Annotated in this window: 25 protein-coding genes, 1 tRNA gene, 2 other RNA genes and 1 pseudogene; 16 read left to right on the top strand and 13 right to left on the bottom strand. The window is 46.2% G+C overall.

The window, feature by feature from the left end; all coding sequences use genetic code 11:
• Positions 1-174: 174 nt before the first annotated feature.
• Positions 175-1995, top strand: coding sequence for a hypothetical protein (locus G5S52_RS09520; protein WP_165013041.1), 1821 nt, complete (start codon positions 175-177; stop codon positions 1993-1995).
• A 288-nt stretch (positions 1996-2283) separates the two neighbouring features.
• On the opposite strand, the gene G5S52_RS09515 is transcribed toward G5S52_RS09520, so the two are convergent.
• On the bottom strand, positions 2284-3444 hold the full coding sequence (locus tag G5S52_RS09515; RefSeq protein WP_165013039.1) for a CHRD domain-containing protein: 1161 nt from the start codon (positions 3442-3444) through the stop codon (positions 2284-2286).
• A 205-nt stretch (positions 3445-3649) separates the two neighbouring features.
• Entirely contained in the window at positions 3650-4291 is a 642-nt protein-coding gene (locus G5S52_RS09510) for a glycine-rich domain-containing protein (RefSeq protein ID WP_235956152.1), read from the bottom strand.
• A 362-nt stretch (positions 4292-4653) separates the two neighbouring features.
• Here G5S52_RS09510 and zwf point away from each other — a divergent pair, with 362 nt between their 5' ends.
• From zwf to gnd, 3 genes are read left to right on the top strand one after another with little or no spacing between them, the layout of a single operon-like run.
• Positions 4654-6150: a glucose-6-phosphate dehydrogenase gene (gene zwf, locus G5S52_RS09505; RefSeq protein ID WP_165013037.1), complete on the top strand. Its 1497-nt coding sequence runs from the start codon at positions 4654-4656 to the stop codon at positions 6148-6150.
• A gap of 1 nt (position 6151) precedes the next feature.
• On the top strand, positions 6152-6871 hold the full coding sequence (pgl, locus tag G5S52_RS09500; RefSeq protein ID WP_165013035.1) for a 6-phosphogluconolactonase: 720 nt from the start codon (positions 6152-6154) through the stop codon (positions 6869-6871).
• A 13-nt stretch (positions 6872-6884) separates the two neighbouring features.
• Positions 6885-8333: a decarboxylating NADP(+)-dependent phosphogluconate dehydrogenase gene (gene gnd / locus G5S52_RS09495; protein ID WP_165013034.1), complete on the top strand. Its 1449-nt coding sequence runs from the start codon at positions 6885-6887 to the stop codon at positions 8331-8333.
• A 56-nt stretch (positions 8334-8389) separates the two neighbouring features.
• Here gnd and G5S52_RS09490 read toward each other — a convergent pair whose 3' ends face one another.
• From G5S52_RS09490 to G5S52_RS09470, 5 genes are all read right to left on the bottom strand, one after another.
• The gene (locus tag G5S52_RS09490) at positions 8390-9079 is read right to left on the bottom strand and encodes a GNAT family N-acetyltransferase (protein ID WP_165013032.1); all 690 of its coding nucleotides are present in this window, start codon (positions 9077-9079) and stop codon (positions 8390-8392) included.
• On the bottom strand, positions 9076-9546 hold the full coding sequence (locus G5S52_RS09485; protein WP_165013030.1) for a DMT family transporter: 471 nt from the start codon (positions 9544-9546) through the stop codon (positions 9076-9078). Before G5S52_RS09485 ends, G5S52_RS09490 begins: the two co-directional genes overlap by 4 nt.
• A complete protein-coding gene (locus tag G5S52_RS09480) occupies positions 9543-10169 on the bottom strand; it encodes a nitroreductase family protein (protein WP_165013028.1) in 627 nt (208 codons plus the stop codon). The genes G5S52_RS09485 and G5S52_RS09480 overlap by 4 nt, the downstream gene beginning before the upstream one ends.
• 71 nt (positions 10170-10240) lie before the next feature.
• Positions 10241-10993, bottom strand: coding sequence for a Crp/Fnr family transcriptional regulator (locus G5S52_RS09475; RefSeq protein WP_235956151.1), 753 nt, complete (start codon positions 10991-10993; stop codon positions 10241-10243).
• Positions 10994-11079: 86 nt separating this feature from the next.
• Positions 11080-12105, bottom strand: coding sequence for a calcium-binding protein (locus tag G5S52_RS09470; RefSeq protein WP_062660971.1), 1026 nt, complete (start codon positions 12103-12105; stop codon positions 11080-11082).
• Positions 12106-12536: 431 nt separating this feature from the next.
• Here G5S52_RS09470 and G5S52_RS09465 point away from each other — a divergent pair, with 431 nt between their 5' ends.
• The 3 genes from G5S52_RS09465 to G5S52_RS09455 all read left to right on the top strand — a co-directional run bounded on the left by G5S52_RS09465 (position 12537) and on the right by G5S52_RS09455 (position 14460).
• Entirely contained in the window at positions 12537-12758 is a 222-nt protein-coding gene (locus G5S52_RS09465) for a hypothetical protein (protein ID WP_165013026.1), read from the top strand.
• A gap of 43 nt (positions 12759-12801) precedes the next feature.
• Positions 12802-13257, top strand: a complete 456-nt coding sequence (locus tag G5S52_RS09460) for a RidA family protein (RefSeq protein WP_165013024.1) — start codon at positions 12802-12804, stop codon at positions 13255-13257.
• Positions 13258-13674: 417 nt separating this feature from the next.
• The gene (locus tag G5S52_RS09455) at positions 13675-14460 is read left to right on the top strand and encodes a suppressor of fused domain protein (RefSeq protein ID WP_165013022.1); all 786 of its coding nucleotides are present in this window, start codon (positions 13675-13677) and stop codon (positions 14458-14460) included.
• Positions 14461-14574: 114 nt separating this feature from the next.
• Here G5S52_RS09455 and G5S52_RS09450 read toward each other — a convergent pair whose 3' ends face one another.
• Entirely contained in the window at positions 14575-15171 is a 597-nt protein-coding gene (locus G5S52_RS09450) for an OsmC family protein (protein WP_165013020.1), read from the bottom strand.
• A gap of 401 nt (positions 15172-15572) precedes the next feature.
• Here G5S52_RS09450 and G5S52_RS09445 point away from each other — a divergent pair, with 401 nt between their 5' ends.
• A complete protein-coding gene (locus G5S52_RS09445; protein ID WP_165013018.1) occupies positions 15573-16055 on the top strand; it encodes an Lrp/AsnC family transcriptional regulator in 483 nt (160 codons plus the stop codon).
• 20 nt (positions 16056-16075) lie between these two features.
• Here the strand turns inward: G5S52_RS09445 and G5S52_RS09440 are convergent, their stop codons facing one another.
• Complete coding sequence (locus G5S52_RS09440; protein ID WP_165013016.1) at positions 16076-16369, bottom strand: hypothetical protein; 294 nt, start codon at positions 16367-16369, stop codon at positions 16076-16078.
• A gap of 274 nt (positions 16370-16643) precedes the next feature.
• Here G5S52_RS09440 and G5S52_RS09435 point away from each other — a divergent pair, with 274 nt between their 5' ends.
• The 7 genes and pseudogenes from G5S52_RS09435 to G5S52_RS09410 all read left to right on the top strand — a co-directional run bounded on the left by G5S52_RS09435 (position 16644) and on the right by G5S52_RS09410 (position 22153).
• Complete coding sequence (locus G5S52_RS09435) at positions 16644-17648, top strand: DUF4747 family protein (RefSeq protein WP_165013014.1); 1005 nt, start codon at positions 16644-16646, stop codon at positions 17646-17648.
• 8 nt (positions 17649-17656) lie between these two features.
• Positions 17657-18226: a hypothetical protein gene (locus G5S52_RS09430; RefSeq protein WP_165013012.1), complete on the top strand. Its 570-nt coding sequence runs from the start codon at positions 17657-17659 to the stop codon at positions 18224-18226.
• A 341-nt stretch (positions 18227-18567) separates the two neighbouring features.
• Positions 18568-19323: pseudogene (locus G5S52_RS09425) on the top strand (transporter substrate-binding domain-containing protein); the annotation flags it as partial.
• A complete protein-coding gene (locus G5S52_RS23900) occupies positions 19306-19551 on the top strand; it encodes a ribosomal protein L7/L12 (protein ID WP_235956157.1) in 246 nt (81 codons plus the stop codon). The pseudogene G5S52_RS09425 and the gene G5S52_RS23900, both read left to right, overlap by 18 nt.
• 197 nt (positions 19552-19748) lie before the next feature.
• The gene (corA, locus tag G5S52_RS09420; protein ID WP_002541617.1) at positions 19749-20705 is read left to right on the top strand and encodes a magnesium/cobalt transporter CorA; all 957 of its coding nucleotides are present in this window, start codon (positions 19749-19751) and stop codon (positions 20703-20705) included.
• A gap of 134 nt (positions 20706-20839) precedes the next feature.
• Positions 20840-21370 carry a YbhB/YbcL family Raf kinase inhibitor-like protein gene (locus G5S52_RS09415; protein WP_165013113.1) on the top strand — a complete coding sequence of 177 codons (531 nt, stop codon included), beginning with the start codon at positions 20840-20842 and terminating at the stop codon, positions 21368-21370.
• Between the two features lie 9 nt (positions 21371-21379).
• Positions 21380-22153, top strand: a complete 774-nt coding sequence (locus G5S52_RS09410) for an AraC family transcriptional regulator (protein WP_165013008.1) — start codon at positions 21380-21382, stop codon at positions 22151-22153.
• Positions 22154-22365: 212 nt separating this feature from the next.
• On the opposite strand, the gene G5S52_RS09405 is transcribed toward G5S52_RS09410, so the two are convergent.
• The 3 genes from G5S52_RS09405 to G5S52_RS09395 all read right to left on the bottom strand — a co-directional run bounded on the left by G5S52_RS09405 (position 22366) and on the right by G5S52_RS09395 (position 22845).
• Positions 22366-22519, bottom strand: a non-coding RNA gene (locus G5S52_RS09405) — RtT sRNA.
• A gap of 44 nt (positions 22520-22563) precedes the next feature.
• Positions 22564-22710: non-coding RNA, RtT sRNA (locus G5S52_RS09400), on the bottom strand.
• Between the two features lie 44 nt (positions 22711-22754).
• A tRNA-Ser gene (locus tag G5S52_RS09395) sits at positions 22755-22845 on the bottom strand.
• Between the two features lie 355 nt (positions 22846-23200).
• Here G5S52_RS09395 and G5S52_RS09390 point away from each other — a divergent pair.
• Positions 23201-23560 (top strand): HopJ type III effector protein, encoded by a 360-nt coding sequence (locus tag G5S52_RS09390; RefSeq protein ID WP_046304130.1) that lies wholly within the window; start codon positions 23201-23203, stop codon positions 23558-23560.
• A gap of 40 nt (positions 23561-23600) precedes the next feature.
• Here G5S52_RS09390 and G5S52_RS09385 read toward each other — a convergent pair whose 3' ends face one another.
• A complete protein-coding gene (locus G5S52_RS09385; RefSeq protein ID WP_165013006.1) occupies positions 23601-24533 on the bottom strand; it encodes a DHH family phosphoesterase in 933 nt (310 codons plus the stop codon).
• Between the last annotated feature and the right edge of the window lie 211 nt (positions 24534-24744).

Below are 24744 nucleotides of genomic sequence, written 5' to 3'. Positions count from 1 at the left end.
GCGCCGATTGGCGCTGTTTTTCCACCTTAGACTTCAAAAAATCTTACACCGCGTATCAAAACTAAGTCATTCAAGCTGATGGGCATTTAGTAGCATCAAATTAGACAAGGGAGTTCTAATAAAAGCTCATTGGTTAGCAAGAAAGTCTCACCAGAATCATGGAAGTTGGCAGTCATGAAAAATCTAGTTTTAACTCTATTCTCTGTTTTGCTGGTTGTTAGTTGTGGTGGAGGTTCTGGTTCAGGAGGGGGAGCAGATAATAACGGTTCAAGTTCAGTTATTTTACCTCTTCAATCAGAAATTGATCTATATGTAACAACTGAGAACCGATATGCCTCCTTCAATCTACCAATAGAAGTATCAATACCTGAATCTACAAGTGAAGTTTATTTGTACGTGGGAAGTAACTTTGGTTCTTCATCAGGAATTAGCAACTTATCACTATCAATTGTCCTTGGAGGAGAGTCTAACGTTAGCTTTGACTACTACTTGCCTGAGTCAAATCCTGGAGGCGACTACAAGGAAGTGCTCACACTGTACTTTTGTTATGATGAGAACTGTAACAGCACGATAGAAGGTTCTCCTTTCGACATAACTCTCAATGTGAATACGACGCTCCCTACCATCTCAAGTAATACAATACGCTCGTATACTGTGAAACGTAGAATCGATGACCCAACTGAGATGGTGTTTGATATAAAAATACCGATAGAAAATTCTCACAGAAGCTCAAACTCCTATGTGGAATTTTCTGGAGATGCTTCATTTTCAGTGATCCAGTGTCCTTTAAACTCTGACAGAACTGAAGCAACATGTCCTGTTACTATCGAAAGCCTAAATACAATGTCTTACTATACGATGGATCAGGGGTATACTTTATCAGTTAACCTATGTTATTCCGATTACTGCTATGGCTCAAACTCGGACAATATATTAATTTCGGTGATGTTCGAGAGTGAACAGCTTTCAACAATTAGCTCAGAACTCCCAAAAGCGTTGGTTGGCCGATATGATGAAGACAACCATCTAACATACAGTCGATTTTACAACGCCTTTATATATTATGGCTCTAGTTCTGAAACCAGTAGAAACCTAATGATAAAGCCAGTTAGTGGTGGTGAGACAGTAATAATACCGTTACGACCCTCTATTTTCGAAAAGCTCGGAAAGATTCATGTCGATGATATCTCAGGTCAAATATATTACTTGAGATCATCTAACGATCGAAGCGCACTTTATAAGCTGACTCCTGATCTCGATTCACCACAAGAATCTATTACAATAGAGTATATCAACAGTGTTCCTTCACCAAGTGATGCGTTATTTATTAATGACAGTTTATTTTTATCTTCCACCAATCAATTGTATAGCGATTCACATCTAACAGAAATAAACATATCAACTGGAAATGAAATAAAAAGCAACTCTGAAATATCGACATCGGAAGTTAGAAGGATTAGTTTGACGAGCCTTGACGGAGATATATTTTCAGGTATAACCGAGTCAAATAAGAACACCATAGCAAGGTTCCGAGAGGGAAATATAGAGGCACAAGACATCAACAGTATAGAATATCCTTACTCCTATGAATGCAATGAGCTTTTATCTACTGAAGATATCATACTAAATAGATGCGGAAGAAGATTTGAAAAAGACTCTAGTAACAATGATATCATGATTGAAATAGAACCAATCCCACGCCCGAGTTGGTTTAATCACGAACATGAAGAAGAAAATCGATTCTTGGTGTCAGCTTTAAAAATGGATTTTGGAAATTATATCTATGTTGAACGGAGCAGGAAAGATTGTGTAGATGACTGTGTAAATTATCTAACTATAGCGAATAAGAATAACTCTGAAGTTCAAGAGTTTTTTCTCCCTAGCAGTCTATCAATTGCTTCAGGGCTACATGTTGACAAAGATGGGAGCCTATGGGTATCAGGCAAGTCAAGTCTAGGCTATCTCGTTGCTCAAAAGTTAATGCTGCCGCAGTAAACCAAAAACTTAAAGCTAACAACCAACTATGTCGCTGTTAGCTTTTTATTTGAGGCTCGAGATGAGCCTCAACCCTCGACATTTTTCAATAATCCTTGCCAATTAACAAAACAAAGCGAGCCTACATCCATAATACTGCAGTAGTTGACAGATTTTTTGGAGTAATAGTTATCCAATAAAATAGAGGTTTATGACCAAGCGTTAGAGAGAAGGCTCAATAAAAAGCCAAGATGTAGAGTAGAACAAAGCGATGCTTCTGCACCGCTTTGTCTAGGTAAAACCGAAAAACTAAGGCTCAATCTGCCCTCGAATTTCACCACTTCCAACCGCAGGTGTATGCACATTCACGTAATGCCCGCCTGACTGAAACATTGCTTTTTGTACTTCGGTCAAGGTGGTATCTACTGGCGTTTGCCATACGTTAACGTCATCCACGCTTTGTTTCAAACCAACCACGACGCCGCCATTAGTGCCAGCGATACCTTGGTGGATATGAGCCGCCACTGCATCCTCAACACCTTGGGTAACCAATCTTAAATACAGGTGACCGTTTACATCATTTAGCAAGGCATAACCATCACCGCTGGCGTCTGTCGTAACAGGCGGAACTTCCTGATCGCCTGACAATGGGAAGGTGTAGATGGAATAGTCAGGCGAGAAAATCTGCCCACGGATTTCCCCAGGCGGGTTCGCTGGCGTGTGGAAATTGGTGTAAAAGGCGCCTGAAAGCATGTCTTCAAACGTTTCTTCGCTTAATGGCGTGTCCTCAGGCGCCGTCCACACGTTGGGATCCTCCGCGTTTTGATCCAACACCACCAGCACGCCGCCATTGCTGCCAACGCGACCAGTATGGATATGGGCTGCGACTGCATCTTCAATGCCCTGCGAATTCACCCTTAGATTCAGCGTTTCTTCGACGCTGTTATAAGCCAGATACCCTTGTCCACTGGCATCAGTCGCTACAGACGGCACCTGTTGGCTGCCATCCGCTTTGAAGGAGAGAATAGTGATAGTCTTCGGCACAATTTGCGCGCGCACTTCGCCGGAAGGCACCGCTTCGGTGTGAACATTGATGTACCAATCGCCGTTCTTCAGCGCTTCCACTTCGGCATAGCTTAAGCCGTTCTCACGAACCACCAAATAGCGCTTTTCACCGTGTGTCCATTTTTGCTTTTTCGGCGCTTCAAAGGTGTATTCCACACCGCCAGCCTCCCCTATTCCACCGCTATGAATATGGGCAAACTTAAAGCCTTCGATGCCATCGATATACAGCCTGGCCCGAAGCTTTTTGCGTTTTTCATCAAGTTGAACACGCGCCTTTGTAGACAGTTCTGAATCATTGAGCGGCACTGCCTGGCTGCCACTCAAGGTTAAGTGATACGTTTGCGTTGCCTCAAATCCACACGCTGACAACAGAAACACTGCCATCAACACCACTAACTTTTTCATCCTAAAATCCTATTTTGTCCTAAATGATCAGGTTTCTTCTTTCACCTGTTTTCTGAAGACGAAGATAGGATTCGGGTAGATGCAGCCATTTGCACCATGACCCTCAAAGCGTTAGTGAATAATCAGGAGTGAAATGTATAACGCGTTATCGAGACAAAAGTCTGTAAAGGTCTATTGCAGAGGAGAGCGCTAAAATCATGTCTGGTCAGTCTCCCCCACCACCACAGCCGCCACCATCTCCTGAGCAACCCATTCCCCCCGCACAGCCAGAAGAACAGCCAGAAGAACAGCCAATGTGACTGGCACAGTAGGTATTTGAGTTACTCCTCTGGCAGTCGAGCGAGTACTTAAAACCATCGTCAATATTTAGCCTTGAGTCAATGTCGAAAAGAAGCGGAAGTTTTGACGGATTCGTCGGATTGATACCTTCACGAGCGCAAGATAGTCGCCATGCCCGCTTAATACCGTCCAAAGCCATCGTTGGTGTCACCATCGCTTCGGTGGGCGTATGGTGCAGAAACCGATCAAATGCTTTGTCACAAAATCCTTTGTATTCTCTAGTGAACAAAATGAACTCATGCCAAGCGACATCCACAACCTGTGAAGGCATCGCGACCATGCGTTTATTACCCTCATGACAAAGAAAGAAATATTCTTTCAAACCATCAATGACTAATGACAGATTTTCATCCGTCAGATGAGGATAACGCTGGTGCACTTTTGTTTTGATCACTTTATTGAAACGGTATGTGCCAATAAATACCCGCTGTGCTTTTCGCCGCCTGCGGCCTTTCACGATCAACATTGTGAACAATACAAGAACAGTTCCTATGAGCCAGATTTCCATATCACGCTCCAATCCCTTTTGTTGGCTACGCTAACGGAATATAACGGCAGATAAAATGGGCGAATTCTCAAAACTAAGTGAAAATCATAGCTATCAGCGAGAATAATGAACGTGGAAGTGGATCGGTTTCAGCCTAAAGTTCAAGCCGACGCCTTGGGAACCAAGCTCACAAGATATGAACGTAAACTCATACACATTCACCCAAGTTCGTACACAAATGAAGCGTTAAAGGCACTGCCTATTAAAAAGATAGGAAGAAACAATCATATTTTGGGGAAAATGCTGGTATTTTATTGGCCTCACGACCTTGGGCACGTTTCTCCATTCGAGACTGATTAATCGCCCATCGCAGGGAAATCCAAATGGCGAAAGAAAACAACAATATTGTGATTTTTGGTGCGTCCGGTGATCTTGCTAAGCGCAAGCTGATCCCAGCACTCTATCACCTTTATGCAAATGGCATGATGCCAGAGAACTTTACGATTCTTGGCGTTAGCCGCACCGACTACTCTGACGACGCTTTCCGCGACAAACTCGCCGCGTTTTTAAGAGAAAATGAGAAGGTGGATGAAGCCGTTCTCGCGCGTTTTAGCCAACACCTATACTACCTTCCTATCAATCCTGCTGAGTCCAGCGAATACAGCAAACTAGTTACCCGCCTGGACGAGCTGAGCGAAAAACACCACACCGGCAACAACAATCTCTACTATCTGGCGACGCCGCCAAGCCTTTATGGCGTCATTCCAGAGTGTCTGGCAGACCACAATTTGCACGACCAATCCAACGGCTGGAAACGCCTGATTGTTGAAAAGCCTTTCGGCTATGACACTGCATCTGCAGAAGAGCTGGACAAGAAACTCCACCGTAATTTTAACGAAAAGCAGCTTTACCACATCGACCACTATCTGGGTAAAGAGACGGTTCAGAATCTGCTGGTATTCCGCTTCTCAAACGGCATGTTTGAGCCACTGTGGAACCGTAACTTCATTGATTACGTTGAAATCACTGGCGCTGAGTTTTTGGGTGTAGAAGGACGTGGCGGTTACTACGACGGTTCAGGCGCGGTGCGCGACATGCTGCAAAACCACCTGCTACAGGTGCTGGGCATGGTTGCGATGGAACCACCCGCGGCTATCCGCTCTGACTCCATTCGTGATGAAGTCACCAAGGTTATGCAGAGCTTCCGTCCACTGAGTAACGACGATCTGAAGAACAATCTGGTACTGGGTCAGTACACGGGCTCCAACGTTCGCGGTGAAAAGCTGTTAGGCTATCGCGAAGAGCCGGGCGTAGCGGAAGACTCACGTACCGAGACTTACATCGGCTTGAAGATGTTTGTCGACACCTGGCGCTGGAATGGCGTGCCTTTCTATGTGCGCACAGGAAAGCGCTTGCCAACGCGTGTGACCGAAGTGGTTATTCACTTCAAGAAAACCCCTCACCCAGTGTTTGGCGCCAATGCTCCTGAGAACAAACTCATCATCCGTATTCAGCCGGATGAAGGCATTCTGATGAGCTTCGGCCTGAAAAAACCAGGCGCAGGCTTTGAAGCCAAAGAAGTTTCAATGGAATTCCACTACCAGAACCTGCAAGAAGCACAGCTTCTGACCGCCTACGAGCGCTTACTGTTGGATGCCGTAAAAGGCGACTCTACGCTTTTCGCCCGCTCTGACGCGGTGAAAGCATGTTGGGAGTTTGTTGAACCCATTCTGCGCTATAAGGAAGACCCAGATGTACTGTTCGGTTATGCCGCAGGCACCTGGGGCCCAGAAAAAGCGGATGCGCTGCTGAAACGCGATGGACGCGAGTGGCGCTACCCATGTAAAAACCTAACCAATACAGAATATTGCGAGCTGTGAAATGAAGGAATTCCGCATTTTAGATAATGCAGACGCCGTGGTGTTAGAACTTGCGTCGTCAATGAAAAGCCTGAGTGAACAAGGACGTCCCGTTCATATCTCACTCTCTGGTGGCAGCACACCGAAGCTACTGTTCAAACTGCTGGCACAGCCAGAATGGGCGAACAGCATTCAATGGCAAAACCTCCACTTCTGGTGGGGTGATGAGCGCTGCGTGGCACCGGATGATGCTGAAAGCAACTACGGCGAAGCCAACACCCTGCTGTTCAGCCACATCGAGATCCCTGCTGAGAACATTCATCGCATTCGTGGTGAAGACGATGCAGAGCAGGAAGCCAAGCGACTGGCTGACGAAATCAAAGCAGAAGTGCCAGAGAAAAACGGCTTGCCTGCGTTTGACTGGATCTTGCTTGGCATGGGTGACGACGGCCACACAGCGTCCCTATTCCCGGGTCAAACTGACTACGATGAACCTGCACTGACTGTGGTTGCGGCGCACCCGCAATCAGGACAGCTGCGTGTTTCGAAAAGTGCATGTCTGCTGAATAATGCGGACCGCATCAGCTACCTGGTACTGGGTGCGGGCAAAGCAGAAATGATTGAAGCGATTCACGGTGAAAACGCCGACGCAAACCTGCCTTATCCGGCAGCGCATATTCAATCAACACATGGCACAACTGAATGGTATTTAGATGCTGCTGCCGCGAAGGCATTGGCGTAAGGAGTTTATAGAAATGAAAGGCGATATCGGCGTAATTGGTCTGGCGGTAATGGGCCAGAACCTTATCCTGAACATGAACGACAACGGCTTCAAAGTGGTTGCTTACAACCGCACTACGTCAAAAGTTGACGAGTTCCTTGAAGGCGCAGCAAAAGGCACCAACATCATTGGCGCATACTCACTGGAAGATTTAGTTGAGAAACTGGAAAAACCACGCAAAGTGATGCTAATGGTACGTGCAGGCGACGTGGTTGATCAGTTCATCGACGCCCTGACTCCTTTGCTGGACGAAGGCGACATCATTATCGATGGCGGTAACTCTAACTACCCAGACAGCACACGCCGCATGAAAGACCTGGAAGAAAAAGGTCTGGTATTTATCGGCGCTGGCGTTTCAGGCGGCGAAGAAGGTGCACGTTTTGGACCTTCTATCATGCCAGGTGGTAACCCAGCGGGTTGGCCAGCAGTGAAGCCTATCTTCCAAGCGATTTCAGCGAAGACCGACAGCGGCGAAGCCTGCTGTGACTGGGTTGGCCGTGAAGGTGCAGGCCACTTCGTGAAAATGGTTCACAACGGTATCGAATACGGCGACATGCAGCTGATCAGTGAAGCTTACCACTTCATGAAAGAAGGTCTGGGCATGAACCACGATGAAATGCAGGCGACCATGACTGCATGGAACAAGACCGAGCTGGACAGCTACCTGATGGAAATCAGTTCTGAAATCGTGGGCTACCGCGACGAAGATGGCGACATCGTGCTGGAGAAAATCCTTGATACCGCAGGCCAGAAAGGCACCGGTAAATGGACAGGCATCAATGCGCTGGACTTCGGTATTCCACTGACGCTGATCACTGAATCTGTATTTGCACGCGCTCTGTCTGCACGTAAAGAAGAGCGTGAAGAAGCCGCTGCTCTGTTCCAACACAAGATTGCTCCAGTAGAAGGCGACCGCGAAGTTTGGCTGGAAGCGCTGTGTAAAGCACTGCTGGCTGCAAAAATCATCTCTTACGCACAAGGCTTCATGCTTATCCGCGAAGCGTCTGAGCAATACAACTGGGATCTGAACTACGGTAACGTTGCCCTGCTGTGGCGTGGTGGCTGTATCATCCGCAGTGCGTTCCTTGGCAACATCCGCGACGCATATGAAGCGAATCCAGACCTGAAATTCCTGGGCTCTGATGAGTACTTCAAGAACATCCTGGAAGATTGCATGGGCTCATGGCGTAAAGTCGTGGCGAAGACCTTCGAAATCGGTCTGCCATCACCAGGCCTGTCTTCAGCACTGACCTTCCTTGATGGTTACACAACTGCACGCCTGCCAGCGAACATGCTGCAAGCACAGCGCGACTACTTCGGTGCGCACACCTATGAGCGTACTGACCGTCCACGTGGTGAATTCTTCCACACTAACTGGACAGGTAAAGGCGGCGACACCGTATCGACCACTTACAACAGCTAATCCCTGTTGCTGGAACGCAAAAAGGAGCCGAATGGCTCCTTTTTCTTTTCTGGTGGTTACTCCGCCAATACGCTGGTTAACATCGCCAGTTGCTGAAAACCCAATTGTTCATAAAGTGGCAGCCCGGCTTTGGATGCCTGAAGGGTGACATATTCGCAACCGAGTTCTTTCGCCAGTGCCAAACTGTGTTGCATCAGCGCAGAGGCCACACCCATCTTCCTGAACTCTCTCAGTGTACCCAGTTGATGAATACCCAAGGTGTTTCCCGTTTTGTAGAGGATCACAGTGCCCGCGATTTCACCTTCTTTGTAGAGTGCAAAAATATGGCTGTTGCTATCAGCATTGAGGTGCTGAATCACCGCTTCATCAATCACATAGTTGAAAGCGTTTGAGCAGGCGGCGGTCCAGTCCGTGACTTGCTTTGGCGTCGATACCCTTTCAATCTCTTGTCCAAACTCAAATTCTGCGTCTTGCGGTAATTCGAAGGTCATCACCACCAATTGCATCGCCACTGACAACGTGAGGCTGTGCTGAGCGCTAAGCAATTGAAGACATTTATCATCCAACTCATCTACCGTGGATGCTCTTTGCCCCGAAGAGAAATTCACACCATGAAGGCTCAAACCGGGACTCCAGCGCTTATTGGGCCAACTCGGATGAACAAACAATTCTCCTTCCTGCTCAGCACCCAGCGCCTGCCAGTAGAGATTCAAATTATCGAGGTTGGCTTGCAACGCAGCGTTCATGAGAAGTCCTTGTTGATTAATACAATACCCAGCACCAGCAATGCGGCGCCGAATAGTTTGACCGTTGAGATAGATTTGATTGGGCTGTCGAATGCGCCAAAGTGACTCAGCAACATGGCAATAATGATTTGCCCTGCCAGCGAGTAACTCATCAGGTTCCCTACCCCCATTTTAGGGATAAGAAAATACAAGCTACCCACACCTATCACACTGAATACACAGGACAACCATAGATACCAAGGGATCTGGGTCAGCTTTTCCCAATCCAGACCTGTGTTTGAGGCCGAAATCCCACCCGCGTTGTAAAGCACCGCAACAGCGAGGCTCACGAGAACAAAACTGGTCAGGAAGGCATAGCTGGTTGCGATCCAGCTGTTACCAAGCATTTGACCCAATTGCGCATTCATCGCCGCCTGAATGGCAATGCAGCCACCGGCGGCAAGTGCCATTAGCGTTAAGCTGCTCATAACGTTTCTACCAGTTGGTCACGGGACAAACGAAACTTGGGGCGATTCGCTGTGCGGTCAGTGCCCGAACGCACGCCAACAGGACAAATAATCACAGCGTTCAGCCCTTGCTTATCCAGACCCAGCACTTCGTTGAGCCCTGCTGAATCAAACCCTGTCATTGGGCATGCATCAATCTGTTCAACGGCAGCGTGGCTGACCAATGTTCCCAATGCGATAAAGCATTGCTGTGCGTCCCACGCGGCCTGTTGCGGCTGGCTAAGTCCCAGCAAGCTGCTGGCAATTTGATCTTGATAAGCGCGTAAGTCTGACGCTGGACGGTTCTGATTGGCAGCTAGCTGTTCAATGAAGTCTTCAATGTCTGCCTCATTGAGCGAGGTCTTGTGTGCCAGAACCAGAAGGTGAGAATTATCAATGACTTTCTGCTGGCCATAACTGTGCGTTAAGCAAGCTTGTTTCAACGCTGGGTTTTCAACCACTAACAATTTAAACGGTTGAACGCCGTACGAAGAAGGCGCTAAACGAACACTTTCGATAAGCCCATCGATAGCTTCCTGGCTGAGTGTTTGTTCTGAAAACTGGTTGACGGCGTAGCGCCAATTCAATGCATCTAATACGTTCATCTCTGTCTCTCCTTGCGTTGATGGAGAGAGATTACGCAATGCAGAAACCAGACGCCTTTACATATGTTGATTTAGTAAATTTGTTTTCTAATCCGGCTCAGCTGAGTGGGAGTAATGCCGAGATAACTTGCGATGTGGTATTGCGGTAATCTGGGGGCAATTGCAGAAAAGTCGGTCAGAAACGCCTGATATCTGTCTTTGGCTTCATGCTCAAGATAACTGATTTCCTTCGGCTCCTTTTCCAGTAGCCAGTGCTTCTCCAAATAGTGAATATGAAAACGCATTAAATCCGGATGCGTAAACAGCGCGGTGCGAAACTTTTGGAAGTCGATTTCGACCAGTTCACAAGGCTCCAAAGCCTGAATGGCAATTCGGCTTGGCTTTTGCTGAAGCAGCGCACTCATGCAACCGGGAAACCTGCCTTCATCAAAGAAGTTCTTGTTGTATTCGTTGCCCTCTTCATCCAGCAAAAATGCGCGCATCAGACCTTTGTGAAGAAAAGCAAAATACGTGGGAGTTTGCCCGATATCGTAAAGCGTTACTCCTTTGCCAATGTTTGTCACCTTGCAGCAGGCCATGAGCGCCTGCATTGACGCTTCATCAATCGCATAATAGCGGCGCACCGTTTTTTGTAAGTGTTCGAACGAAGGGAGCATAAGAATATCCTTATTCATTTTCTTTTCGGCAACGTACGCGCAGTTAAGAACGCTTGAAATGAGCCAGCTGATCCAAAGACTTAATATAGAAAAGACTCGGTGGGTGAAACTGGGATTGACGAAAAAGCCCTGTTTCTGCGGAAGGGTTAACATGATGCGGAAAAACAAAAGGCTCTGAGATACAACCCCAGAGCCTTAACGATTGAAAAGCGGTTAAATGAACCTAGCCAGTTCAATCAGTTCGTATAAGTGCGTTAAACGTCATATAGGCCGCTGACAAAGTCCAAATCAACATGATTCAGGCCGTGGTACCAGCTTTTGAGCAGCACTTCTGTGCCATCAGAGAAGCCAAGTGTTGTGCCGTGTGAGTTCACTGACACATTAATCTCAGAGACAGACGTTGCCAGCCCATCATCAATCTGAATCGTATCCTGCCAGTAGCAGAAGTCCCAAATTGTATTGGTGCCGTAGTTTTCATTGAAGAAAAACAGGTCTTTACCGCTGCCACCCCAGAGGTGGTCATTACCTGCAGAAGCAGCAAGGATGTCATTACCGCTGCCGCCAAACAGGCAATCGTCACCCGCACCCGCCCAAAGGTCGTCATTGCCATGCTCGCCATAGAGCTTGTCACAGCCATCACCACCTTCGAGTTTGTCGTTACCACAGCCGCCGATTAGCTTGTCGTTACCGCCCTGTCCGAACAGCATGTCGTCACCGTAACCACCTTTGATGTAGTCGTTACCGCCTTGACCGAAGGCAATATCGTCACCACAACCGCCATAGATGACATCATCGTCTTCTAAGCCCCAGATATAGTCGTTACCGTTTCCGCCATCGATGAAGTCGTTGCCACCACCGCCTTGAATGTGGTCATCACCTTCGCCGCCGTAGAGCTTGTCGTGACCTTCGCCACCGTACATATTGTCGTTGCCATCACCACCGACCATGTAGTCGTTGCCGTTGTCACCGAAGAGGATATCATCTCCCGTGCCGCCATTAATGCAGTCATCACCGTCGCCGCCTTTTATGCGGTCATTACCGCCTTCACCGAAGAGATAGTCGTTCCCGCCGTAGCCATATATGTTGTCATTGCCCCAGCCGCCATAAACGATATCGCTGTGTGCGCCGCCGAATACCACATCATTACCATTACCTGCATAGACATAATCTACACCGTCTCCAGTATTGATGGTGTCATCGCCGTCATACGCGTAGATGCAGTCATTAGAGTCTGTTCCGTCTAAGGTTTCACTGTCATTTGTGCCCACTATTGTTGCCATGTTTCTTCCCTCGGTCCTAGTTATCCAAATGATTTGCTGACGATGCGAAACAGCGGCATCGACAACCCAATTAAATCAGAGGAATCACTCCATTAGTTCTCACTAATGAATCACCAGAAGGTCATTGACAGGAATCTGACAGTGCGAAAGGAAAAAAGTACTAAGTAAAATAATCTAGATACAGACCAACAAACAGCAAGCCATTGAAACATTGGCGAATAATGAGTTTTTTAATTAATTGATTTTTATGTGAATAAATTGACATTTCTGACTGACCAAATAGTCACACAGCAAAGACAGCGAATTGCGTAAACTGAGAGCGTACCAAATTTTCAGTGTTTTAAAATGCATGAAATCTCATACTTTACAATTCATTAGTAGGAGTACTGAATCTCTGCTTACACCTCACCGTCTTGGCTAGGCGAAATGTTGTGATTCCTCTGTCAGATTCTGGAAAAGACCAGAAAGTCAGACTAAATTGCAGCGGCGTTGATAGCCCAAGTTCAAACCACACCATGCGGAGTGATCATCCGTTGGATAGCTGTCTGCAGAAACTGGCGCATCTGGATGACATTTTCTCTCGTCTCATTACTCGCTATCTAGACATTCCTGTGGAGATAGCGTTTTCCGAGCGTCAGCTTTCACCTTCATAGTCACGACGCTTATCGCCAAATCATCAAACCTAAGGACACCAGTATGCGAAATATCTTGCTGTTAGTTGCCACCAGCTTTAGCTTCCTCGCTCTCCCATCTTTCGCTAAACAATCAGACGACATTGAATATCTCAACTCCGGCAAAGTGCTCCCAACCAACCTTCCATTTTCAGAGGCCGTTCGCGTCGATGACACCATTTATCTTTCGGGGCAGATTGGCATTAAGCCAGGGACGTTGGAGTTGGCTCCCGGTGGCATTGAAGCTGAATCTCGACAAACAATGGAAAACATCAAAATGTCACTCGAGGCGAATGGCTACAGCATGAGTGATTTAGTGAAATGCTCCGTCATGCTGGCTGATATTTCAGAGTGGGCGACATTCAACGGAGTCTATAAAACCTATTTTTCTGGCAAGTACCCGGCGAGAAGCGCGTTTGGCGCAAACGGATTAGCTTTGGGTGCCAAAGTCGAAGTGGAATGCATTGCTGCTGTTGACTGATTAGTAATAAATCCCAACATCCAGAAGGTCGTCAATGGGTTACCCTCTGGATGTTTAATGAGATGGAAACTCATACTTTACAATTCATTAGTAGGAGCACTGAATCTCTCCTTACACCTTTCCGTATTGGTTGTTATGGCAAAACTTAAATCAGCTCTCTGAGCAAATACGTTAGCTGTACATCCGGCAAACTTGCATATATTCAACTCTGGATTGCTATTTCAGTCGGTCTCATTTACGCGATATCCAGTTAAAATATTAACTTTGGTGCGTCATCAACCTTGAGGCAGAAACTTCCATGTAATTAAATAGTTAGTAGGGAAATAAAGTTTAGGAATTGAACGTGAGTTTTTTGATTTTCTTAAGAAAAGAAAGGCCAACAAAAATGTTAGTAATACCGAGGAAAAGCGAAAAAAGTTGCTGGAAGAAGTGGTCGATATAGATTATTCCGACATAGAAGCGCCCGCAGACATAACCTCTGAAAATACAACAAATACGCTAGGCAAATCAGAGCCAAAAAACCAAAAGGCTACAAAGCCTTCCTCTCAATCAGCTAAAAAAGAAAGCCACCTTCATTCAAAAAGCGAAGCAAACCAAAACAGTGATCAACCTAGTGACAATGAATGGTTTGAAACAAAAAGTAGGCTAATGGCAAGTTTCTTTGGTGAAGAAAACCATCTGCACTATTTCTCAATCATCCCAGCAAGCGCTGGCGGAAACTACTGCATGTATTATTACCCAAATAGTGGTAGAGGAGGTACATCAATTGCAACAAAACAACTATCCACGGACGATGGCACTGGCGCTTATTCTGTTGCAATGGGTCGCTATGAGTTAGTCATTCAAACCCGTCATAGAATGCCGGAAAGCGGGGAGATTAAATTTGGTGACTCTGACTTTGGTAAAGCCAATCAACAGCTTTCTGCTGTTTTACAAACCGTCGCCACATATGCACAAAATACGCAACTTGAGCCTTTTCAAACAATTGAGTCCGCCGAAGGGCCACACTGGTATGGGGCAATTTTGTTAGGTTTGCAAAACAGCACGTCCCAACAACACGATTTTGGAATGATGCTCATCGTTCAAGTTCATAAAAGCGAATTGGAGTTCGCTAGAAAAAATGGTACTGAGAAGCTCATCGGTTTATTGGAGAAACACTCTATGTTTCCCTTCTCTGATTTAGATAGGCCACCCGTAGCTTAGTTAACGTTGTTTATTCAAAGGTTTTCTATTACTGAACTGCACGAGCCTAAATATAGGTCTGATGATTGGCTCTCAAACACAGAATAACAAGCCACCCAATGTTTGTGTTGAAGTCTACTCGCCCAAACGGCTGATTGCCTCTTTACCGTTATAGACCAGTCGCGTCGACCAAGGGATAGGGTTTCTCAGCGCAAAATGCGCCATGCAGCCATTTTCAGCTTCATCCAGCAGATCTTTAATTCTCTCTTCCGGCTCAGGACTGTCGATAATCACGTGCGTTTCGACAATGTCGCACCCGCCGTCCGTCATATAGCCATGCTCGCGCATATGACCGAGGTTGGTTCTGAACACAATGCGTTGTTCAAGCTTTAAGGAATCTACCTGAATTTTACGGGCAGTGAGAATGTCCGTCAGGTGCGTCATCAAACAAAAGCCTATACCCGCTGAAAAGAATGCTAACGGTGGTGGCGCCGTGTCTTTGCCAACTGGCGGCTGTTCATCGCAATAGAGTTTTACAGGGCTGAAGCCCGGAATATTGACGGAAACCACCCCCGTCTTTTTCTGCATGTCTCCTGCCTCAGCGCTTAAGTTAACTTCAAAGCGATACGGTTCCGGATGACGGGCTTTCGAGAAAGTAGATTGTTGATATTGGGTAGTCGCGGGCTGCTCACTGCTCAACTCGCCAACATGAAAGAACTTTTCGTTCGACATTGTATTCTCCTTCTATACCCAAACGACCTGAAGATGCAGGATTCAGCGAGATTGACTGGCGTTGTGATCGCGGCGTTCCTTTGTAGGTGTAGTCACCTCCATCAAAAAGGAACAACAATGAGCACGGCGTCAGTCAACTCGCCCGAAGGGAGGGCCTCAATGCGCCCACTTCTTCGTTAAATTCCACGGAAATAGAACCACTATTCCTCGTGAAATTTGCCTCGAATTGAACGCATTGATGACCTCTGAATACGAGTATCTCTGGGTCGTTTGGGTATATGCGCTAGAGGCTGATCAAATCATACCCAATAACAGGTGGAGAATGCCGTCAAAGTCATCCTTGAGACCATGTTTTATGGTGTTATCATTCAATTTATAACACTTTACTGAAGGAAATCGTCATGCTCTCCAATCAAGACAAAAAGATACTCTCACAGCTTCAAGACAACGGACGCATGACGATTGTGGAGCTAGCCAAAGCCACTGACATGTCAGAATCAACTTGCCTACGACGCACAAAAAGCCTCGAAGATTCAGGTGTGATTAAAAGCTATGGCGCAATGCTTGATGCCGAAGAAGCAGGATTTGGTGTGACGGCTTTTGTTCAGGTCAGCATCGACCAGAAAAGCGAGGCGGCGTTTGATTTGTTCAAATCAGCAGTGAAAGATCACCCGCTGATCCTGGAGTGCTATTCCCTTTCCGGCCCCTACGACCATCTGATGAAAGTTGTTGCCAGAACCAACAAAGAACTTTCGCATTTTGTGTTAAAAACACTGAGAAGCTTTCCTGAGGTGAGAGAAGCACAAACCCTGTTTGTGTTGGATGAAGTGAAGCATACCACCGCGTTGCCGATCAATTTGCCGGAGCCTGTTAAGAAAGGTTGATCGAATATAGGAATAGCAAGTTAGTGATGCGAATCATCCGGCGCAGAGAAAGCATCAGAGCCTTTCATCTTGTCACGTTTCCTCCACTCATCTTCAACATGCAATTCAGCTCTTTCAGTTAGAACTTCAATATGTATTGAGGTATCACAGTCATCGACCTCTGCAGATCTGTTGTAGACAAAATGGAAAATCAGACCGAACAAAAACAAAATAATAGAGATACCCATCAGCACAGAATCTGCTAAAAAGGCACTGATAAAAAACGCACCAAGCGCAACCAGCATCATCACTAAACCAATGGTGTTTTTCATCATGATTTCTTCCCTCTTCACATCTATGTATTAAGAATATCAATTGGCAAGAGAAGTAGAAGTTTCAATTATTGTTATTGATGCGTAAATCGAGTCGATAACGTAAGAATAACCCTTAAATGAGAAAGCAAGTATTACCTAGAATTCTCGTTTCAAATATCTCTGCCTTTGTCGCAAATCAAATTGTTAAAGCGTGTCGAAATACAAATTCATTTGCATAAAAGGATGTTAGTGATATTTTACTGACACATTCATCAATGCCCAAAAAGGTTTACAAGTGGCAATTTACAAATTCTATAACATTCAATTACTTCCCGTTAACACAAAGAACTATCATGAAGTCGGCATTGAGGGTTATTGTGAGCTATTTGTAGCAGTGGATGAGCTAATTTCTAAAGTTCGCCAAAATGGAGAAAAACTAAGCTCCATCGCCTCAAAGATGAGAGGAGATATGTACTTTGCTCCTTTCTCAGTCAATATTGAAAATTTTCCAAGCGAAGATAAGAATAAGCCTAATAAATTTGTACGCGGGCACTTTTTAAAGTTCGATGATGTCAATGAGTTAGTCGATACTGAAAGCGGTGAGTTAGAATATCGATCGCACGGTAATACTAGTAGCAAAAGGTTCTCGCTTGAATTTGTATTTGACCCAGCAAGGCACATCATGGCCATTCACGATACACGTGGATTGCCTTCTAAGAATCCGTTGATCGAAGCACTTATGGATTTGCTAGATGGACATGCAACCAGATTGTTCCCGAAGCATAACCTCGAGATCGAAGAGCTTACCGCTGCAGATTCTGTACAAAAGTTTTTCGAAGAACCTAAGAAAGGTATTTCGTCTTATTCTGGTCGTGTAACTTTCTCTAATTCAGATGATTACGACAGCCTGATCAACGATGCGCTACTTCCCGAGGCCAAACAAACCGAACAAGAACTAAAGGATATGAGCGTCGGAAAGTGGGAGACTAAGTATAAATCCTTCAAAGACAGCCTAATGAGCGACTTGCCAAGAATGGCAAAAATTCAAATGATGCTCGCGACATTATACGGCAACGCTGAAGCACGCTACATTGCTGAAGATGGAGCGAAAAAGCACTACCACATGGAAGATCATCCGGTACGCGAATCTTTGCCTCCTCAACCAGATGGCGCACTAAATCATTCACTCGGTATCTTAGGATTGATTCCTATTGCAAAAGAGCGTACACGTGTATCCAAAGAGATACTCACTCAGAACAAATCAATGCTGGAATCAAACGATAACAGCAGTACACAGTAGGTAGATTAATGGCTAAGCAAAAACCCAGCTTAATGCATCGAACACTCACTAGCACTCCAGTGCTAGGAGCGGTTTTTGCCATCGCTAACGCTTACGCTCAAAGAGGCGCTCCCCAAGCACAGATTCATATTGCAAGCCTGAGTCAGTGGTGGAGCCGGATTTTTAAAAAAGCTTTTTGCGTTCTAGTTTTTGTCTTGATGTTAGACTTTATAACTGACGAAAGTATTGCCACATCAACTTGGATCCCTGCAGACACTATTCTCGGCGCATTTCCCAGTATCCTAGGTTTTGGAATAGGTGTTTATGCGCTCATGTTTATCATGCCAAGTGATTTTCTCACATTTTTGAGAGAGAAGAAGTCTGAAGGCTCACCAATTGGTCCTGAGATTGTGCCTGTAGATATGGGCTATCCACTAATAACTTATGTTCTTGTTATGCTGATTGCTTCAATATGTAAGGTATTTCCAGATACGATCTGGTTAAAAATTGCCAGCTATTGGGCATTGTTTTACGGACTAGCGATGACGATTGAGTTGGTGTCATTTTTGTTTCTGACTTCAAAAATGATTCAAAAATAAGAAGTAGTGATATCCCTCCTTTAGCTCGGCATGAAAAGCCAAGACCTAAAGCTAAAAGGATTTATTAATTTTTTCGGCAAAGCCTCTCGCATCTCATACCGCCCCGCCCGCCTTTTCAGGCGGGCGTTTATTATCTATTCCAACAACCTCCGCTCTTTCCAAGCCCTAAACACGGGCGTCACGATCAGATTCTCTGTGCTGTTCAATTCTTGATGCTTTGTTAATGGATAAGAGGCTAGTTATTTCAAAATGCAAAAGCGTTGCATACTCATTAGTTAGACCCTATCGTTTTGAAAGGATTGCTAGATTAGAACGTCCAATAACCAAAAAGACGTATCACTATGAAAGCATCACACATCATCGCGTCAGTGGCTCTGACCCTTTCCAGCTTTGCAGTCGCAGATCAACTGGACGATATCCTCGAAGCTGGCGTCATTCGCGTAGGCACCACCGGCGATTACAAACCTTTCTCTTTCTATGATGGCCAAAACTACTCAGGCTATGACATCGATGTTGCACAATATTTGGGAGGCCAACTCGGCGTAAAAGTAGAGTTTGTATCGACAACCTGGAAAGGCCTACTTGATGGCTTGAAAGAAGACAAGTACGACATTGCCATGGGCGGTATTACCCGCCGGATGCAACGCCAGCTGAACGCTGAACAAACTCAGGGTTACATGGTTTTTGGTAAGTGTTTCCTCGTCGCGAAAGGCAATTCTGGAAAATATGACTCTCTGGAAAAAGTGAACCTGCCTTCTGTTCGCGTCGGCGTGAACATTGGCGGCACTAACGAGAAGTTTGCTGATAAGAACTTACCTAATGCGAGTTTTACCAAGTTTGAAAACAATCTGGATGTGCCAAAAGCCGTCGCTGCGGGTGACGTGGATGTCATGGTGACTGAAACCCCTGAAGGGCTTTTCTACGAAGTCACCAACGACAAATTGGAAGCGGCTCGGTGCGAAGAGCCATTCACCCGCAGCCAGTTTGGCTACCTGATTCCCAAAGGCGAACAAGGCCTGCTGAATGCCGTCAACTTCGCGATTGATGAAATGAAGCTTAAGGGCATCGATAAACAACTGATGCAGAAAAACCAGCTAATTGCAGAGCAGAAGTTCAACGTAGTGCTAACCGCTGCAGATGGAAAGAAAGTCGACATCATTCAGGCAGTCAAAGACGCGACAGGCCTGAGCCTGATTGAATCCAAATCTGTGGTAGAAAGCCTTCCTGCAGTGCTCAAAGAGAAGCTACCAAAAAGCGAGGCCGAGAAATTAGAAAAAGCGCTGGAAGCAGCAGGCGCCACTATCGACATCAAACCGGTTCAATAAAACGTAAACCAATCAGTAAGGCTGGCGGCTCCGCCAGCCTGAAAATCACCTCAGTAACACCCGATTCAAACTGTCTTTCTACTGTGACGTATACGCCAATACCCACGCCTTACCTTGAATGTCAGCACCATCTGAACACAGAATTAAAACACAGCCCTGCACTTTTTTCTTATTTGCCGCATTGCTAAGGGGTCATTATGCTGCGTTTGTTTACGATTGAATCTGGCGCGATTACGGAAATTCCTGTTGGGGAAAACGCTGACCTCAAACAGTTGGTGGAACAGGCCAAATGGATAGATGCACACGATCCCACCGATACGGAACGCGAACTCGTCAGCTCTCTGCTGCGCATCGATTTACCTGAATCGGATGATGTTGAGGAGATTGAGACTTCTGCCAGATACTTCGCTGACAAGAGTGGCCTGCATGTTCACTCTCTGTTTCTATCAAAAAGTGAAGGACGGCACACCACAGTCACCGTCGCCTGTATTTTGCAGAGCGAACGTCTGATAACCATTCGTGATGGCGACGTTGCCGATTTTCGCTTACTCAGGCTTCGCGCAAGACGGCGACAAGTTCGATGCAAAGATGTAGAAACCCTTTTAGTGACTTTGCTGGAGCAGAAAGTCGAAAACCATGCGGATACGCTGGAAGACTTGCACCGTGAGTTGGAAAAAGTCAGCCATGCTGTGCTTGAAGATGACGATTCCGATTTGGAAGAAAGCATTGAGCAATTGGCAAAGCTTGAAGACAGTAACGGAAAAGTGCGCCTTTGTTTGATGGATAACCAACGTGCGATTTCCTTCCTGCTTCGCCATCTGCAAAGCAGAAACGAGCACAGAGAAACGTTACACGAAATCGGCCGGGATATTGACGCTTTGATGTCCCACACCACCTTCCTGTTCGACAAAATCAACTTCCTGATGGACTCGACGCAGGGTTTTATCAACATCGAGCAAAACCAGATCATCAAGATCTTCTCAATTGCAGCGGTTGTTTTCCTGCCACCGACGGTGGTCGCCAGTATATATGGGATGAATTTCCACTTTATGCCGGAGCTGGAATGGAAATATGGCTTCCCCTTTGCGATCGGATTGATGATCGCCTCTGGTGTTGCGCCTTTGGTTTATTTCAAGAAGAAGGGATGGTTGTGAGCATTCTAAAAGCGCCCAGAAATCACCAATAAGCTCAATATTCCTATCTAAGTTTCGAATATTGAGCTTTAATGTAAATAAAGTCCTATCTAGAATCCGCATCATGGTTCCACTTATTGACAAGGAGAATCATGATGAAACTGACACTTATCGCCCCACTTTTGGCCGCCGCTGCGTTTAATAGCCAAGCATTTACCCTGAGCAGTAGCGACATTCAAGAAGGCTCAAGAATGGCAGATACTTTTGTATTCCAAGGTTTCGGCTGTTCAGGCGATAACCTCTCACCACAACTGAGCTGGAAAGACGCACCGGAAGGAACCAAAAGCTTTGCGATTACGGTATACGACCCAGATGCACCAACTGGCAGTGGATGGTGGCACTGGCTGGCACTCGATATTCCCGCTTCAAACACCCAGCTAAATCAAGGTGCATCAGGCAAGTTGAAACAAGCACGCGAGATGGAAAATGACTATGGCGCTGTCGGCTTTGGTGGTGCCTGCCCACCAAAAGGTCATGGTATGCACCGCTATCAATTTACGGTTTGGGCACTGCCTTCTGAAAAGCTGGCGTTGCCGGAGAACCCTTCCAACGCGCTGATTGGATACATGTTGAATGCTTCTGCATTGGGTAAAGCAACGCTAACCGCTACCTATGTGAACGAATAAGGAATCGAGATGACGAGAGCACTGGTGAAAAACGGGCAATTTCGTGGCGTAACAAAACAGCCTCTTCGAAACGTACTTGTCTATGCCCCTACCGTTATCTGGGTAAACCGAGGATTGAAACAGCTTTGGTGGCAAGATAGCTCTCGTCAGTATTCCTCACAAGACTGGTTGGTTGTTCCGGCCAGTCATACCCTTACGTTCGTCAACGAACCTTCACAAACCGATTTCTTTTCCAGAACGCTGACCTTTCTAGAGCCTCCGCCTAACGAGTGGCTCGAGAACAATGCTTCGGTAACACCAATAGCCGAAGAACCGCGTCTTTCTGTCACACCGCAGTTGGCGTACTGTTTTGATATCTTGTATGAAATGGCGGGAAAATCACTGTCTGAAGAAACCCAAAAACACTTTCTGTTGGCATTTTACGCTGAACTTCGGGAAGCCAAAGCTTTGCACCTTCTCTTCCCCGGAAGTGATAAATCTCTGAGCGAAAAACTTGCGAGCTATCTGAGCCTGAACCCGGGCAATGTGCATAGTGTTGAATCCGTTGCTGCCGACTTTTCAATGAGCTCGGCGACGTTGAAGAGAAAGCTGGCTGCAGAAAACACGTCGTTTCGCCATATCCTGACCAACGTCCGGATGGTTTATGCCCTCTCACTCATGCAGAATTCCCGCTCACAGCTTAATATTGCGCTTGCCTGTGGCTATCAATCTGAAGCGCGATTTTCGCAAAGGTTTAAGGAAGTCTTCGGGCTGACACCCAAAGAGTATGTTCAGACATTGTAGGAAAACCCACGTGCGCAGCACTTCCCGGGGTGCCTATAAGAAAAAAGCACCGGTCTCTCGACTAGGGCTTCAATCGTTGGCGGAACGGCCGGGCTGGCGCTCCAGCGGGACTCGAACCTGCGCCCCCGGCGTGACAGGCCGGTATTCTAACCAACTGAACTACCGCTCCAATTCTTGATGAAATCCAGCTTTACAGCCCAACTTCCAGAATATGGCGGATAGATAGGGATTTACTCGGTCGCAAGCTCCCTTGCCCTTCGGGCCGTTGCCTATTGCCTACTCGGCTTCGCCGGACAACGTTGTCTCGCTTCGCTCGGCTGAACCCATAGGGTCTAGAGTTCTGTACCCTATCTCTTGCGAGGGTTAAAAATGCAAAAAGGCCGCTGATAATTCAGCGGCCTTTTCTAATGTGGCGGAGAGATAGGGATTTACTCGGTCGCAAGCTCCCTTGCCCTTCGGGCCGTTGCCTACTCGGCTTCGCCGGACAACGTTGTCTCGCTTCGCTCGGCTGAACCCAGAGAGTCTAGGGTTCTGCACCCTATCTCTTGCGAGGGTTAAAAATGCAAAAAGGCCGCTGATAATTCAGCGGCCTTTTCTAATGTGGCGGAGAGATAGGGATTTGAACCCTAGATACGCTATTAACGTATGCCGGTTTTCAAGACCGGTGCTTTCAACCACTCAGCCATCTCTCCGTAAGTGCGGCGAATATTAGCTACAGTTCCGAAAGCTGTAAACACCTTTTTTCGTTGAGAAAGTCCGTTTGACGATTTTGAAATCAATCTGCTTTAAATCTATGCCAAAGCAAGCGCAATCTTACAAAACAACAGTGAAACAGATTCATTTTTGCCTTACTTTAAAGACAACCCGCCATAAGTTTTCGAACATAATAAGGAAACAGAATTGATACTTCACTTTAATGTATCATCCTGTTAAAACACTTCGTTATGGAAATGCTTTAACGAGGTTTTTACGCGAATAATCTGATACCTAGCTGAATAGGTTCGCAGTAGAAGCCAGTTCATTAAGCAATCAGCAGTTAGGACTATCATGCAACTCAGTAATTTCTTACTCAAGCTATCTAACACCCCTGAACTTGTTGAATTTGAAGACACCATCTCGGTGATTGACCGGTTTTACCATTACTCACCGGCCGAATTTATAAACGGTGACTTGACCAACAAGGCAGGTCAAAACGCAGGTTCATGTAAGATATTTGCCTTTGGTAAGCTTCATGGACTGGATGAGCGCGCAGTATTAGCTTGCTTTGGCAGGTATTACAGGGAAGATGTTCTTGCGCACCCAAGCGGTAAAGATCATCTCAACATTCGCAACTTCATCCATTCCGGTTGGAAAGGCGTGTCTTTCGACAGGCTACCACTATCCCCGAAAGAGCCAAGTGACAGTTAAAAAGAAAGCCCCTACTGAGGGGCTTTGTCATTCTTTATGGCTACCCATCTTTGTTGATTTGGACGATGAGTTCATCTTCAATCTGTGCGGCCATTTCATTTGGCACCTGACAGGTGCCGGCATTTTCGTGGCCACCACCGCCATATTTCAGCATCAACTCGCCAATATTTGTCTGTGATGACTTATCAAAGATAGATTTGCCACACGCAAACACGGTGTTTTGCTTCTGGAAGCCCCACAACACATGCACGGAGATATTGCATTGTGGGTAAAGGGCATAGATTTCAAAGCGATTCCCTGCCCATATTGTGTCTTCTCTTCGTAGATCCAGAACCACTAGATTCCCACACACTGAAGCACAACGCCTGATTTGCTCCTGAAACTTCTCGCGATGGCTGAAATAGAGGTCAACGCGCTCTTTGACATCTGGAAGTGCCATTATCTCTGCAATAGATTTGTCTTTGCAGTAATCAATCAAATCCATCATCAATTCGTAGTTAGAGATTCGAAACTCTCTGAAACGCCCAAGGCCTGTTCGGGAGTCCATGATGAAGTTCAGTAATCCCCACCCCTCCGGATAGAGCACTTCATCTTTTGTATATTGCGCAGAGTCCCCCTTATCAACCTCCTCCATCATTTCTTCCCAAGCGTCCGGGAATGTGTTTTCTCCACCAAAATGTTTCCACACTACGCGTGCTGCTGAAGGGGCATCTGGGTCAATGATGTGGTTGGCGCTAAGCTCCTGGTTACGAATCATCTCAGAAGCATGGTGGTCGATACAGAGGTGTGCTTTTGCGTTGTAAGGTAAGTTGGTCGTGATGTCATACTCGGTGATCTCAACGACCCCGTCCTGCATGTCTTTTGGATGTACGAATTTGATCTCATCAATCAAATCGATGTGCTTTAACAGCACCGCACATACCAATCCGTCGAAGTCACTTCGTGTGATAAGACGATATCGTCTTTCCGGCATTTGTTTCACTCCCATAGGCGAGGGATAGCCCCCGATGTGTTTCTTGTTCTAGATGTTGCGACATACTTTAAGAATAAGACGAATGCCCGGTTCTGCAACTTGGGGAGGCGCTTAAGAGGTAATTTGAGCGGTAGATGATGACTTAAAAACCATCATCGGAGTTATTGATAGAGAAATCAATTAATTTTTCACACTTGAAAAATTTGTAAAA

The organism is Grimontia sedimenti (genome assembly GCF_011045095.1).
Taxonomy (GTDB): Bacteria; Pseudomonadota; Gammaproteobacteria; order Enterobacterales; family Vibrionaceae; genus Enterovibrio; species Enterovibrio sedimenti.
The sequence above is the reverse complement of the archived record's forward strand: the minus strand, read 5'-3'. Positions and strand labels throughout refer to the sequence as shown.

What these genes read in the sequence shown, in the direction of transcription:
- G5S52_RS09520 (WP_165013041.1), top strand. Translation starts at nt 175, where the DNA reads ATGAAAAATCTAGTTTTAACTCTATTCTCTGTTTTGCTGGTTGTTAGT.
- G5S52_RS09515 (WP_165013039.1), bottom strand. Translation starts at nt 3,444, where the DNA reads ATGAAAAAGTTAGTGGTGTTGATGGCAGTGTTTCTGTTGTCAGCGTGT.
- G5S52_RS09510 (WP_235956152.1), bottom strand. Translation starts at nt 4,291, where the DNA reads ATGGAAATCTGGCTCATAGGAACTGTTCTTGTATTGTTCACAATGTTG.
- zwf (WP_165013037.1), top strand. Translation starts at nt 4,654, where the DNA reads ATGGCGAAAGAAAACAACAATATTGTGATTTTTGGTGCGTCCGGTGAT.
- pgl (WP_165013035.1), top strand. Translation starts at nt 6,152, where the DNA reads ATGAAGGAATTCCGCATTTTAGATAATGCAGACGCCGTGGTGTTAGAA.
- gnd (WP_165013034.1), top strand. Translation starts at nt 6,885, where the DNA reads ATGAAAGGCGATATCGGCGTAATTGGTCTGGCGGTAATGGGCCAGAAC.
- G5S52_RS09490 (WP_165013032.1), bottom strand. Translation starts at nt 9,079, where the DNA reads ATGAACGCTGCGTTGCAAGCCAACCTCGATAATTTGAATCTCTACTGG.
- G5S52_RS09485 (WP_165013030.1), bottom strand. Translation starts at nt 9,546, where the DNA reads ATGAGCAGCTTAACGCTAATGGCACTTGCCGCCGGTGGCTGCATTGCC.
- G5S52_RS09480 (WP_165013028.1), bottom strand. Translation starts at nt 10,169, where the DNA reads ATGAACGTATTAGATGCATTGAATTGGCGCTACGCCGTCAACCAGTTT.
- G5S52_RS09470 (WP_062660971.1), bottom strand. Translation starts at nt 12,105, where the DNA reads ATGGCAACAATAGTGGGCACAAATGACAGTGAAACCTTAGACGGAACA.
- G5S52_RS09460 (WP_165013024.1), top strand. Translation starts at nt 12,802, where the DNA reads ATGCGAAATATCTTGCTGTTAGTTGCCACCAGCTTTAGCTTCCTCGCT.
- G5S52_RS09450 (WP_165013020.1), bottom strand. Translation starts at nt 15,171, where the DNA reads ATGTCGAACGAAAAGTTCTTTCATGTTGGCGAGTTGAGCAGTGAGCAG.
- G5S52_RS09445 (WP_165013018.1), top strand. Translation starts at nt 15,573, where the DNA reads ATGCTCTCCAATCAAGACAAAAAGATACTCTCACAGCTTCAAGACAAC.
- G5S52_RS09440 (WP_165013016.1), bottom strand. Translation starts at nt 16,369, where the DNA reads ATGATGAAAAACACCATTGGTTTAGTGATGATGCTGGTTGCGCTTGGT.
- G5S52_RS09430 (WP_165013012.1), top strand. Translation starts at nt 17,657, where the DNA reads ATGGCTAAGCAAAAACCCAGCTTAATGCATCGAACACTCACTAGCACT.
- G5S52_RS23900 (WP_235956157.1), top strand. Translation starts at nt 19,306, where the DNA reads ATGCAGAAAAACCAGCTAATTGCAGAGCAGAAGTTCAACGTAGTGCTA.
- corA (WP_002541617.1), top strand. Translation starts at nt 19,749, where the DNA reads ATGCTGCGTTTGTTTACGATTGAATCTGGCGCGATTACGGAAATTCCT.
- G5S52_RS09415 (WP_165013113.1), top strand. Translation starts at nt 20,840, where the DNA reads ATGAAACTGACACTTATCGCCCCACTTTTGGCCGCCGCTGCGTTTAAT.
- G5S52_RS09410 (WP_165013008.1), top strand. Translation starts at nt 21,380, where the DNA reads ATGACGAGAGCACTGGTGAAAAACGGGCAATTTCGTGGCGTAACAAAA.
- G5S52_RS09390 (WP_046304130.1), top strand. Translation starts at nt 23,201, where the DNA reads ATGCAACTCAGTAATTTCTTACTCAAGCTATCTAACACCCCTGAACTT.
- G5S52_RS09385 (WP_165013006.1), bottom strand. Translation starts at nt 24,533, where the DNA reads ATGCCGGAAAGACGATATCGTCTTATCACACGAAGTGACTTCGACGGA.